The following is an 11,818-nucleotide window of genomic DNA, read 5'->3' on the forward strand; positions in this document are numbered from 1 at the left end:
GCGCCGCGGGGCGTCCGAAGTGGCGGGAGCGACACGCGTGAACACGACCACAACACGCTCTCTCCGCGACCATTTCACGAGCAGAAGTGGTCAACTAAGGGCGCCTGTTCGATAATTGCTCGATCACCATTCCGCTTAGGAAGTGGCGGAAACGGCGATTTGAGCAACTCGGTGTAGCGTCGCCTGTACGAAGCGTTATTCTCCTCAGACGCATTCCGGTACCCACACGTCGCCACGACGAGTGAACGGTCCCGTACTGCACGTGATGGAAGTTCTGCCTCTGGGAGTCCCGTGTACCCACACGACGGGGTTGACACCTCTGGCCTGGCTGCGTTGCGCGCACTGGTGGTTGACCGCCTGATGCGCACAGTCCCCACGTACGCCGCGCCCGCCTTCGCCACGTCCGGTCCCACCGTCCCCGGCCACGCTTACGCGCTGGCCGAAGTCAGCACAGCCGCAGGCAGACGCACCCGCAGCAGCTCCACCAGCACCACCGGCGCGGGCAACGGCTCCGGCGGCGGTCAGTCGACCGCCACGACCACCGCCCGCCGCCCGGCCTCCGACACCGACAGCGGCCGGATGATGGACCTGGTCGAAAGGGCCCAGGAAGGCGAGACCGAAGCCTTCGGACGGCTCTACGACCACTACTCCGACACCGTCTACCGCTACATCTATTACCGCGTCGGCAGCAAAGCCACGGCCGAGGATCTGACGAGTGAGACGTTCCTGCGCGCCCTGCGCAGAATCGGTACCTTCACCTGGCAGGGCCGTGACTTCGGCGCGTGGCTGGTCACGATCGCCCGCAATCTGGTCGCCGACCACTTCAAATCGAGCCGGTTCCGGTTGGAAGTGACCACCGGTGAAATGCTCGACGCGAACGAGGTCGAGCGCAGCCCCGAGGACTCCGTTCTGGAGTCGCTGTCGAACGAGGCGCTGCTCCAGGCCGTGCGCAAGCTCAATCCGCAGCAGCAGGAGTGCGTGACGCTGCGGTTTCTCCAAGGTCTCTCGGTGGCCGAGACCGCCCGCATCATGGGCAAGAACGAGGGGGCGATCAAGACCCTCCAGTACCGGGCGGTCCGCACCCTGGCCAGGCTGCTACCGGAAGACGCCCGGTGAGTCCGCGTTGTCCCGTACCCCGGCAGGCCGTCATTCGGCCTATCAGTCCGATCATCAGAGCCGACCCGATCATCAGACCTGCGTAACCCAACTGGCCCGGCACTCGTTGCATCACATGCAGACATATCTGTGCCGCGCGCTGCCTGTTGCTGTTCACTCGATCGGGTGGACGGCAGCCGGGAACGCAACCTTCCGGGCGGCATGGGGAGTCGAGTGTGGATGACGAGAGGAGGTGCCGCCCGTGATCGGACAGGCAACGGCACACCGCCGGGCGAACGCCTTCGCCCAGGCCCTTGAGGACGCTGCTGTCCTCGACGAGACCACCGGCGAGCGCGGTGGCGGCGGTGCCGGACCGGCGAGCGGGCAGCACGGCAGCCATGCCGCGGCCCGGCACGCGGATCCCGAACAGGACTCGCTGCTGTCGCTCGCCGCGGCCATCGGCGACCGGCCGGCGCCCGTACTGGACGCCGAGAAGAAGACCGTCCAGCGCGCGCAGCTCATCGCCGCGATGGAACAGGCCATCGCCGACGGCAGTTTCGAGGTCACCGGCCGGGTTCCCGAGCAGCGCTCGGAGGGCACCGGCGGACACGGGGCCCACCGGCTGCGCAAGCTCACCCCGCGCTCCCGGCTGTCCCGGCGGCTCGCGGTCGGCGGCCTGTCCGTCGGCGTCGCCGCCGGTGCCTTCGGCGGAGTCGCGGCGGCCAGTACGAACGCGCTGCCAGGTGACACCCTCTACGGCCTCAAGCGGGGCATGGAGGACCTGAAGCTCGACATGGCGGGCAGTGACGCCTCCCGCGGCAAGGTCTACCTCGACATGGCCTCCACGCGCATGCAGGAGGCCCGGCGGCTCATGGACCGGCAGCGCGGCGGACAGCTCGACGACGAGTCCGTCGGCGATGTGCGCAAGGCGCTGTCCGGCATGCGGCAGGAGGCGGCCGAGGGACACCGGCTGCTCACCCAGGCGTACGCGAAGGACGGCTCGCTCCAGCCGATGGCGCTGCTCAACACCTTCGCCGCGTCGCACCGGCAGGGCTGGACCGAGATGCGGGGCAAGCTGCCCAGCCAGCTCACCGATGTCTCCGACCAGGTCTCGTCGGTCTTCGCCGCCATAGACGATGACGTCAAGCCGCTCGAATCCGTGCTCCCCAAGCCGAAGGACGACAGCTCCTCCGGCTCCCGGGGCCACCGGCGTTCCGGCGGCGGAAGCGACGACGGTACGGGCAGCGGTACGGGCTCCGGCTCCGGCACGCCGTCCGCGCCCGCGTCCGGGGACAGCAAGTCCGGGCAGGCGCCGAGCGGCAACCCGTCGGTGTCGCCCACCACCCCGCAGCACGAGGGCCTGATCGGCGGCCCGCTGCTCCCGCCCCCGCCGAACAGCACTCCCGGCAGCGGCAACGGCGCCACGGACACCCCGTCCACCTCCGCCACCCCGCCCCACTCCGTCACCCTCCCCCCGCTCCTGCCCGGTCTCCTCCCCGGCCTCGGCCTCGGCGTGGACGACTCGAACGACTAGCACCACCGCACGCACAAGGGCGGCCGGCTCCCCGCGAGGAGAACCGGCCGCCCTTTCACGTTCAGAAGAACACCGCCCGACGCGTGGCGGGGCCGCCCTCAGAAGAAGACGGACCGCCTGTCCACCAGCAGCTTGTACAGGGTGTGCTGGATCGTCTCGCGGACCTGGTCGGTCAGGTTGAAGACGAGCATGGGGTCCTCCGCCGCCTCGGGCGGGTAGGCGTCGGTGAGGATGGGCTCGCCGAACTGGATCGTCCACTTGGTGGGGAGGGGGACGAGCCCGAGCGGCCCCAGCCAGGGGAAGGTGGGGGTGAGGGGGAAGTACGGGACGCCGAGCACGCGCGCGAGGGTGCGGGAGTTGCCGACCATCGGATAGATCTCCTCGGCGCCGACCACCGAGCACGGAATGATCGGCACCTTCGTCTTCAGCGCCGTCGCGACGAATCCGCCGCGCCCGAACCGCTGGAGCTTGTACCGCTCCGAGAACGGCTTGCCGAGCCCCTTGAAGCCCTCGGGCATGACCCCGACGACCTCACCGCGCTCCAGCAGGACCTCGGCGTCCTCCGCGCACGCCAGCGTGTGCCCGGCCTTGCGGGCGAATTCGTTGACCACCGGCAGCATGAAGACCAGGTCGGCGGCGAGCAGCCGCAAGTGCCGTCCCGCCGGGTGGTGGTCGTGCACGGCGACCTGCGTCATGAGGCCGTCGACCGGCAGCGTCCCGGAGTGGTTGGAGACCACCAGCGCCCCGCCCTCGGCGGGGATGTTCTCGATGCCCTTCACCTCGACCCGGAAGTACGTGTCGAAGAACGGCCGCAGCACCGACATCAGCACCTGCTCGGTCAACTCGGCGTCGTAGCCGAATTCGTCGACCTCGTACTCGCCGGTGACCCGGCGCCGCAGGAACGACAGGCCGGAGGCGACCTTCCGCTCCCAGTCCCCGCCGAGCAGCCGGTCGGCGACCCCGCCGAGCGCGGCGGCCAGCCCCGGCCCCTCGTCCCCCGCGGCGGAACCGGAATCGGAAGCGGACCCTGAAGCGGACCCGAAAGCGGACCCGGAACCGGAACCCGTACGCGCCCCCGTGGCGGATTCCGCTTCGGTCCCGCCGCCGCTTGCCTGCGCGGGGACCGCTGCGCCCGTACCGCCCGGCTCTGAGCCCGCCTCGGCCGTCTCCTGGGGCTCCGGCACCTCGGGCACCGCCGCCAGCGGCTGCGTGCCCGGCCCGCCCGCGCCGGACGACCCGGCGCCGTCCTTCTTCCTGGCGCCCGCGGACCGGCCGCCGCGCGACCGGCCGGAACCCGAGCCGGACCCCGGACCCGAGCCGGAACCCGAGCCCGTACGCCGCGCCCGCGAATCGTCGCCGAACGGGATCACCTTGGCGTCTGCCATGGTTCGACTCCTTCTGCCTGGTGCGGTCACGCGTGGTCGGCGTCGGTGGCGTCCGCGGCGTCGGGCGCCAGCGCCGCCGCGGCGAGCCGGTCGACGGCGCGCGCCATCCGGTCCGGCGGCAGCAGCCCGGGCCCGCGGCTGCGCGCGAAGTCGGCGAACGTCTCGGCCGTCGTGTACGCCGGCACGAAACCGAGCGTCTCACGCATCTGCCGGGTGTCCACCACCCTGCCGTGCGTCAACAGCCGAATCTGTTCGCGCGAGAAGTCGGTGACGCCCGCGGCCTTCAGCGTCCGCCCGATCCAGGTGACCGCGGGCAGCAGCACCGGCACGGTCGGCTTGCCGAGCCGCCGCGCGGTCTGCGACAGCAGCAGCACCCCGTCGCCCGCGATGTTGAACGTCCCGCTGTTGAGGGTCCCGCGCCGCGCGTCGAGCGCGGCCAGTACCAGCACCTCGTTCACGTCGTCCTCGTGGACGAACTGCAACCGGGGGTCGTAGCCGAGGACGGTGGGCAGCACGGGCAGCGCGAAGAACTCCGCGAGCGGGGTGTCGGCGTGCGCGCCGAGGATGTTCGCGAACCGCAGCACCGCGACCGCGACGTCCGGGCGGCGGCGCGCGAAGCCCCGCACGTACCCCTCGACCTCGACGGCGTCCTTCGCGAAGCCGCCGCTCGGCAGCGACTTGGCGGGCATCGTCTCGGTGAAGACGGCCGGGTCGCGCGGCGCGGCGCCGTAGACGCTGGTGGTGGACTTCACGACCAGGCGCCGTACGGTCGGGGCCTTCTGGCAGGCGCCCAGGAGCTGCATCGTGCCGATGACGTTGGTCTCCTTGACCTGCGTCCGGCCGCCGGAGCCCATCGTGGTGGTGGCGCTGACGTCCAGGTGCACGACGGTGTCGACCGACGTCTGCGCGAGGACCTTGGCGATCATGGGCTGCCGGATGTCGGCGCGGACGAACTCCGCGGCGCCCAGATCGTGCTCGGGCGGTACGGCGTCGACCGCGATCACCCGGTCGACCTCCGGCTCCCGCAGGACGCGGCGGACGAAACGGCCGCCGATCGGTCGCGCGACTCCGGTGACGAGCACCACCTTGCCCACGGTTCAGCGCCTTCCTACGGGGTTGTACGCACCGTACCCGTTCGTTGTTGCGCCGCAGTGACGGCCCGCTGTGCGGGCCGCCGACGTCACGCCGCTGCCCCCTCCGTCACACCTGCCCCGGAAAACGCCACTGCCCCCTCCACCGCCTACGGGCGGTGGAGGGGGCAGGAAGAGCGGCGTACTGCGTCGAGCCCGCTTACTTCTTGTTGCGACGCTGAACGCGCGTCCGCTTCAGCAGCTTGCGGTGCTTCTTCTTGGCCATACGCTTACGCCGCTTCTTGATGACAGAGCCCACGACTACCCTCGCTTCGTTTTCACTCGGTGCGGGGCGTCCGAGCCCACACGACCTACGTCGGCCAAGCCTACCCGCCCGAGGCGGACGAGCATAAACCGAGCCCCACGCAGGCGGTCAGCGGCCCTCGGCGGGCGAGATCAGGCAGATTCCCCCACCCCCACCCCCACATAGGACTCACGCAGGTAGTCGTGGACGGCCTGCTCCGGAACCCGGAAAGACCTCCCCACCCGGATCGCCGGCAGATGACCGCTGTGCACCAGCCGGTACACCGTCATCTTGGACACGCGCATGACCGCGGCAACTTCGGCCACGGTAAGGAACACGACCTCGTTGAGAGGCCTGGTTTCGCTTGAAGCCATGACACACCTGAACTTTCCGCACCTGACGGCCACCGGCTTCCCCTCCGGCGACTCCAACAGTCAAGTGCGCTCCCCCTCAGATTAGGGGCGCATGATGCAAGTGGGGAAGAGGAGTTGCCAATAGTTGATTACTGTGACAGCCACGCCCGATGGAGTACGTAGCGGGTAAGCGGCCGGTAGTAATCGGACCGCACGGTGTCGTCCAGCGGTACCGCGACCGACACCCTGCCCTCCGCTTCCGCGACGAACACCGCGGGGTCGTCGGAGTCGGCGAGACCGATCGCCTCGATGCCCAACTGCCCTGCCCCGCATACGAATCCGTGGTCCCCGACCACCAGCCGCGGCAGCACTCCGCCCTGCTCCGCGGCAGCCGCGAGGGCCGCTCTGACGGGCAGCGGGGAGTGCGTATGAGCACCCGGTTCGCCCGCCCCCGCACCCTCCTGCGAACCCTCCGCACCAGGCACGGGGCGCACCACGGCGACACCTCCCACGTACCAAAGATTGTGACGCCGTACCCCGAACTGTGTCGGCATATCGACGTAGCCGCCGTACGCAGGGGTGAGAATCACGCATCCCGCCGCCGACAGCGCGGCGGCCAAAGAGGCGTAGAAGCCCAACAGCCGATGAGGGTGGCCCGTCCCCAGCAGAACGGGGATACGATCCTGCGCCGCCCTGCCAAGACGCTCGGCGAAGGCGTCCAGCGCCGCCACCGTGCAGTCCGGGTCGATCGTGTCCTGCCCCGAGGTGTCCGCCGGGTCCGGCGACACACCGCAGCGGTCGGCCATCAGCCGCAGCAACTCCGCCGTGCCCCACTCCCCTTCCGGATCCAGCCCCAGCGTCTGGCGCGGATCCCGCGCCGCGAAGAGCCGGTAACTGTGCAGACTTTTCTCCCTCGGGGTCGAGACCCGTCCCGCCAGCCCGGCCGCCACCAGATGCGCGCGCAGCGCGCCGACACTCAGCACCCCTTGATCGTCCCGACTCCCTCCGCCCCCCGGGTACGAAACCGCCAAAAACACCCCGTGCGGGTGACCCGCGCCGAGTGCGCTCCGGACGTAGAAGACCTACGCCACACGCGTACGCGCTCCGCTGTAACGGGTTACCGAACAACGCGGTGACGGCGTGTGCGAAATTGGGGGATTCCGTGGAGAAGGAGCGCCACGCTCGCCGGAAAAGGGGACAACGCGCTACGGCGTGCCGCCGGACAGGCCCTACGGCAGCAGGCCGTGGAGCGGGAAGACCGCGCGGCGGGTGGCGATCACGGCCTGGTCGAGCCGGTCCGCCGGGTCGTAACCGGAGTCGGCGAAGTCCGCCCAGTGCGGATCACGGCCGTCCGTCATCCGCAGCGGCCCCTGCTGCCGGGTCCGGGCGTAGACCTCGTGCCGCCACTCCTCGGGAACCGGCGTCTTCGGCGCGACCGGCGCGCCCGCCGCGATCCCCACCAGATGCGTCCACGTACGCGGCACCACATCGGCCACCGCGTAACCCCCGCCGCCCAGCGCGACCCAGCGGCCCTCCGCGTGGTCGTGCGCCAGCGCGTGACACGCCTCCGCGACCAGCCGCTGCGCGTCCAGCGACACCGCCAGATGCGCCAGCGGATCCTCGAAGTGGGTGTCCGCGCCGTGCTGCGAGACGACCACCTGCGGCCGGAACGCCGCCACCAGCTCCGGCACCACCGCGTGGAAGGCCCGCAGCCAGCCCGCGTCACCCGTCCCCGCGGGAAGCGCCACATTGACCGCGCCGCCCTCCGCGGACGGCCCGCCCGTCTCCTCCGGCCACCCCGTCTGCGGGAACAGCGTCCGCGGATGCTCGTGCAGCGAGATCGTCAGCACCCGCGGGTCGTCCCAGAACGCCGTCTGCACACCGTCGCCGTGGTGTACGTCCACGTCCACGTACACCACCCGCTCCGCCCCCAGCTCCAGCAGCCGGGCCACCGCGAGCGCCGCGTCGTTGTAGACGCAGAAACCCGCCGCCGCGCCCGGCATCGCGTGGTGCAGCCCGCCCGCGAAGTTCACCGCGTGCAGCACATCGCCCTGCCACACCGCCTCGGCCGCGCCCACCGACTGCCCCGCGATCAGCGCGGACGCCTCGTGCATCCCCGCGAACGCCGGATTGTCCTCGGTACCGAGCCCGTACGACAGATCCGCCGCGGCCGGATCGGCGGACGCCGCCCGCACCGCCGCCACGTAATCCGCCCGGTGCACCAGCGCCAGCGTCGAGTCACCGGCCGCGGGCGCCGCCACCACCGACAGCTCCCGGTCGAGCCCGAAGGCCCGCACCAACCCGCGCGTGAGCGACAGCCGCACCGGGTCCATCGGGTGGCCCGGACCGAAGTCGTACTTGGTTACCCGCTCATCCCACATCAACTGTGCTCGGCCGCTCATGGCCGACACCGTACCCGGCGGGCCCGGCCTCGAAGGACTTGGCGTACAACAGCGTGGCCCCCACCAGCACCATCGGCACGAGCATCGCCCCGCGGTAGCTCCACACATCGCCCAGCGCGCCCACCAGCGGCGAGCCGACCAGGAAACCCACGTAGTTGAAGATGTTCAGCCGCGCGATGGCCGAGTCCGAGGCACCGGGGAACATCCGCCCGGCCGCCGCGAACGTCTGCGGCACGATCACGCACAGCCCGAGCCCCAGCAGCGTGAAGCCCAGCATGCCCACCCACGCCCCCGGCGCCACCGCCACCACCGCGAAGCCCGCCATCGCCAGCACCGTCCCCAGCCGGACGACGGACGCGGCACCGTACCGCCGCACCCCGAAGTCACCCACCGAACGGCCGATCAGCGTCGTCACCATGTAGACGGCGTACGGCACGGTGGAGAGCTGCTCCGAGCTGTGCAAGGTGTCCTGGAGGTACTTCGCGCTCCAGTTGGAGACCGTCGAGTCACCGATGTACGCGAAGGCCATCACCAGACAGAGCGGCATCAGCAGCCGCATCACGACGGCCTGCTTCTCGCCCCCCAGCTCGGTGACGGACGGCTGCTCCTGGTCGGCGTACCAGCGGCTCGCCACCAGCGTCAGCGGGATCAGCAGCGCCACCACCGGCCCGTACAGCGCCACCAGCGAGATGTGCCAGTGCGCCCCCGACCACGCCAGACACGCCCCGACGATCCCGCCCAGGCTGTACGAGGCGTGGAAGCCGAGCATGATGCTGCGGCCGTAGGTGTGCTGGAGGCTCACCCCGAGCATGTTCATCGACGCGTCCAGACCGCCGACGCACACCCCGAACAGCGCCAGCGTCACCGCCGCCATCCACAACTGGTCGCCCGCGCCGAGCAGCAGCAGGACCAGGGCCACCACCGGCTGCACCCAGCGCAGCACCGCACTCGGCCTGATCCGCTTCACGACGTACTCGGTCGCCACGCTGCCCAGGCCCGCGAGGATCGGCACCGCCGCCAGGAACACCGGCAGCAGCCCGTCGCTGATGCCGTACCGGTCCTGGATCGCCGGAATCCGGGTGACCAGCAGCGCGAACAGCGCGCCCTGCGCGAAGAAGCTGATCGCGAGCGCGGCCCGCCCGTGCCGCAGCCGGTCGTCCGGCTGCCGGTACTTCACGGGGGCGGCGGGCCCCCCGGGGGCGCTCTGCGCGGCTTCGTCCATGAGCGAGCAGCGTAAACGCGGAAGCTACGGATGAGTAGGTGGCGGGGGTCACAATTGTGATCAACCCGCGCCGGACGGCTCCCCGGACCGCTCCCGCTCACCTCAGCAGCAGGTCGGGCAGCCCTTCCATCGCACCGAACAGGGCCGTCGCGTCGGCCACCTTCTCCGCCGGGGTCATCGCCGTGAACGCGTACACGTCCATCCCCGCCGCGACCGCCGCCCGCACCCCCAACGGACTGTCCTCGACCACCGCGCACCGCTCGGGGGCCACCCCCATCACGGCCGCCGCGTGCAGGAACAGATCCGGCGCTGGCTTCCCCCGCCCCACGTCCTGCGACGAGAAGATCCGCTCCTCCCCGAACCGCTCGTACAGCCCGGTCCTGCGCAGCGCCACCCTGATCCGCTCATGGCTCCCCGACGACGCCAGGCAGTACGGCACCCCCTCCGCCACCAGCCGGTCCAGCACCCCGGCCGCCCCCGCCACCGGCTCCAGCTCCCGCTCGAAGGCCGCGAAGACCCGCGCGTGCAGCTCCTCGTCGAACCCCTCGGGCAGCCGCCGCCCCGACCGCTCCCACACCACGTCGTGCACCCGGTGCACCGCCGCGCCCATGTAGTCCCGGATCGAGTCCTCGTACGTCGTCGGATGCCCCACCTCCGTCAGGTGCCCGGCGAGAATCCGGTTGGATATCGGCTCGCTGTCCACAAGGACGCCGTCGTTGTCGAAGATGACCAGGTCATACCGCATACGGCTACTGTAGTTGGGGGCACGGATCCGGTAGCGTACGGGCCATGTCGAGCCCCGAGGCATCCAAGGCGGGGGCTTTCGGTCACGCCGTCAGCCCCCTGAACCACTGAGTTCGTAGCTCCCTTTCACCGTCCGCCTTTTTCGCACGCTCCTTTTGCGCGGCCTTTCGCGGCCACTCCGCGCTTTTGGGCGGCCCTCCGGGCTTTCGTGCGACTCTCCGCGCTTTCGTGCGACTCTCCGCGCGGCTCTTCGCGCGGCCATGGCTGGACGGCTGCCGCACCCCGGGTGCTGACCGCGGTGACGAGACGACGTTTTCACGTTTCCTCTCGTGCATCTCCTCACCTCGGAGCCTTTTCCCGATGCCTCTCCGTCTCCCTGTTCCGCTGTACCTGCTCGCCATGGCCGTCTTCGCCATGGGCACCTCCGAATTCATGCTGGCCGGCCTCCTGCCGGACATCGCCGCCGACCTCGACGTGACGGTCGGGACCGCGGGCACGCTCACCTCGGCCTTCGCGATCGGCATGGTCGTCGGCGCCCCGCTGATGGCCGCCCTCGCCCGCGCCTGGCCCGCCCGCAGCAGCCTGCTCGCCTTCGTCGTCGCCTTCGCGGCGGCGCACGCCGCGGGCGCCGTCACCGGCAGCTTCCCGGTCCTGTTCGCCACCCGGATCGTCGCCGCGCTCGCGAACGCGGGCTTCCTCGCCGTCGCCCTCACCACCGCCGTCACCCTCGTGTCCCCCGACCGCAAGGGGCGCGCGCTGGCCGTACTGCTCTCCGGGACGACGGTGGCCACGGTCGCCGGGGTGCCCGCGGGCGCGGTGCTCGGCGCCCTGCTGGGATGGCGGGCCACCTTCTGGGCGGTCGCCGCGCTCTGCCTGCCCGCCGCCGCCGGAATCCTCAAGGGCGTTCCGGCCCGGCCGTCGGCCCGTACGTCCAAGGCCGAACCCGGCCTGCGCACCGAGCTGGCACTGCTCACGTCCCCCCGCCTGATGACGAGTCTGCTGCTCGGCGCCCTGGTGAACGCGGCCACCTTCGCGAGCTTCACCTTCCTCGCACCGGTCGTCACCGACACCGCGGGCCTCGGCCGCCTGTGGATCTCGGTGGCCCTGATGCTCTTCGGCGCCGGCTCCTTCGCCGGAGTCACCCTCGCGGGCCGCCTCGCCGACCACCGCCCCGGCCTGGTCCTCACCACCGCGGGCCCCCTGCTGCTCCTCGGCTGGCTCGCCCTGGCCCTCCTGGCCGACCGACCGGCCGCCCTGCTCCCCCTCGTCTTCCTCCAGGGCGCCCTGTCCTTCCTCCTCGGCGGCACCCTGATCACCCGCGTCCTCTACGAAGCAGCCACCGCCCCCACCATGTCCGGCTCCTACGCCACCGCCGCCCTCAACCTCGGCGCGGCCCTCGGTCCCCTGACCGCCGCCGCCACCCTCCGCACGAGCGCCGGCCCCCTCGCCCCCTTCTGGACCAGCGCCCTCCTCGTCCTCCTCGCCCTCCCGCTCCTCCTGTCCTCGACGCCCGACTGATAGGCGGACTCGAAAACCGGTTTTCTGGCGGGTGGCGGAGAACGCAAAAGAGGCCCGGCGTCGGATCCTAAGATCCGAGGCCGGGCCTCTTCCATAAAAATTGTTCGGCGGTGTCCTACTCTCCCACAGGGTCCCCCCTGCAGTACCATCGGCGCTGAAAGGCTTAGCTTCCGGGTTCGGAATGTAACCGG

The 11,818-nt window shown here is 71.0% G+C and carries 11 protein-coding genes and 1 rRNA gene; 3 read left to right on the forward strand and 9 right to left on the reverse strand.

Annotation, left to right across the window (positions count from 1 at the left end):
* The first annotated feature begins 291 nt into the window (after positions 1-291).
* Together ACFY9V_RS28595 and ACFY9V_RS28600 are read left to right on the forward strand one after the other, a co-directional pair.
* A complete protein-coding gene (locus ACFY9V_RS28595) occupies positions 292-1,116 on the forward strand; it encodes an ECF subfamily RNA polymerase sigma factor, BldN family (RefSeq protein WP_355340688.1) in 825 nt (274 codons plus the stop codon).
* Positions 1,117-1,357: 241 nt separating this feature from the next.
* On the forward strand, positions 1,358-2,629 hold the full coding sequence (locus ACFY9V_RS28600; RefSeq protein ID WP_355340691.1) for a DUF5667 domain-containing protein: 1,272 nt from the start codon (positions 1,358-1,360) through the stop codon (positions 2,627-2,629).
* Between the two features lie 98 nt (positions 2,630-2,727).
* Here ACFY9V_RS28600 and ACFY9V_RS28605 read toward each other — a convergent pair whose 3' ends face one another.
* From ACFY9V_RS28605 to ACFY9V_RS28640, 8 genes are all read right to left on the reverse strand, one after another.
* Positions 2,728-4,014: a 1-acyl-sn-glycerol-3-phosphate acyltransferase gene (locus tag ACFY9V_RS28605; RefSeq protein WP_391163547.1), complete on the reverse strand. Its 1,287-nt coding sequence runs from the start codon at positions 4,012-4,014 to the stop codon at positions 2,728-2,730.
* Between the two features lie 26 nt (positions 4,015-4,040).
* A complete protein-coding gene (locus ACFY9V_RS28610) occupies positions 4,041-5,108 on the reverse strand; it encodes an NAD-dependent epimerase/dehydratase family protein (protein WP_355340696.1) in 1,068 nt (355 codons plus the stop codon).
* A gap of 196 nt (positions 5,109-5,304) precedes the next feature.
* Positions 5,305-5,403 (reverse strand): 30S ribosomal protein bS22, encoded by a 99-nt coding sequence (locus ACFY9V_RS28615; protein ID WP_003948845.1) that lies wholly within the window; start codon positions 5,401-5,403, stop codon positions 5,305-5,307.
* 137 nt (positions 5,404-5,540) lie between these two features.
* Positions 5,541-5,762, reverse strand: a complete 222-nt coding sequence (locus tag ACFY9V_RS28620; RefSeq protein WP_188281714.1) for a helix-turn-helix domain-containing protein — start codon at positions 5,760-5,762, stop codon at positions 5,541-5,543.
* Positions 5,763-5,890: 128 nt separating this feature from the next.
* Positions 5,891-6,724 carry a phosphatase gene (locus ACFY9V_RS28625; RefSeq protein WP_391052069.1) on the reverse strand — a complete coding sequence of 278 codons (834 nt, stop codon included), beginning with the start codon at positions 6,722-6,724 and terminating at the stop codon, positions 5,891-5,893.
* Positions 6,725-6,970: 246 nt separating this feature from the next.
* Positions 6,971-8,143 (reverse strand): acetoin utilization protein AcuC, encoded by a 1,173-nt coding sequence (locus tag ACFY9V_RS28630; RefSeq protein ID WP_355340703.1) that lies wholly within the window; start codon positions 8,141-8,143, stop codon positions 6,971-6,973.
* A complete protein-coding gene (locus tag ACFY9V_RS28635; protein WP_355340745.1) occupies positions 8,112-9,293 on the reverse strand; it encodes an MFS transporter in 1,182 nt (393 codons plus the stop codon). The genes ACFY9V_RS28630 and ACFY9V_RS28635 overlap by 32 nt, the downstream gene beginning before the upstream one ends.
* Positions 9,294-9,462: 169 nt before the next feature.
* Entirely contained in the window at positions 9,463-10,110 is a 648-nt protein-coding gene (locus ACFY9V_RS28640; protein ID WP_355340706.1) for an HAD family hydrolase, read from the reverse strand.
* A 359-nt stretch (positions 10,111-10,469) separates the two neighbouring features.
* On the opposite strand from ACFY9V_RS28640, the gene ACFY9V_RS28645 reads away from it, so the two are divergent.
* A complete protein-coding gene (locus ACFY9V_RS28645; protein WP_391163548.1) occupies positions 10,470-11,627 on the forward strand; it encodes a Cmx/CmrA family chloramphenicol efflux MFS transporter in 1,158 nt (385 codons plus the stop codon).
* 102 nt (positions 11,628-11,729) lie between these two features.
* Here ACFY9V_RS28645 and rrf read toward each other — a convergent pair.
* Positions 11,730-11,818 (reverse strand): 5S ribosomal RNA (gene rrf / locus ACFY9V_RS28650); the annotation flags it as partial.

This window comes from Streptomyces sp. NPDC008317 (genome assembly GCF_042955955.1).
Classification (GTDB): Bacteria; Actinomycetota; Actinomycetes; order Streptomycetales; family Streptomycetaceae; genus Actinacidiphila.

Coding starts and splice junctions, on each gene's coding strand:
- ACFY9V_RS28640 (WP_355340706.1), bottom strand. CDS start 10,110: ATGCGGTATGACCTGGTCATCTTCGACAACGACGGCGTCCTTGTGGAC.
- ACFY9V_RS28620 (WP_188281714.1), bottom strand. CDS start 5,762: ATGGCTTCAAGCGAAACCAGGCCTCTCAACGAGGTCGTGTTCCTTACC.
- ACFY9V_RS28630 (WP_355340703.1), bottom strand. CDS start 8,143: ATGAGCGGCCGAGCACAGTTGATGTGGGATGAGCGGGTAACCAAGTAC.
- ACFY9V_RS28645 (WP_391163548.1), top strand. CDS start 10,470: ATGCCTCTCCGTCTCCCTGTTCCGCTGTACCTGCTCGCCATGGCCGTC.
- ACFY9V_RS28605 (WP_391163547.1), bottom strand. CDS start 4,014: ATGGCAGACGCCAAGGTGATCCCGTTCGGCGACGATTCGCGGGCGCGG.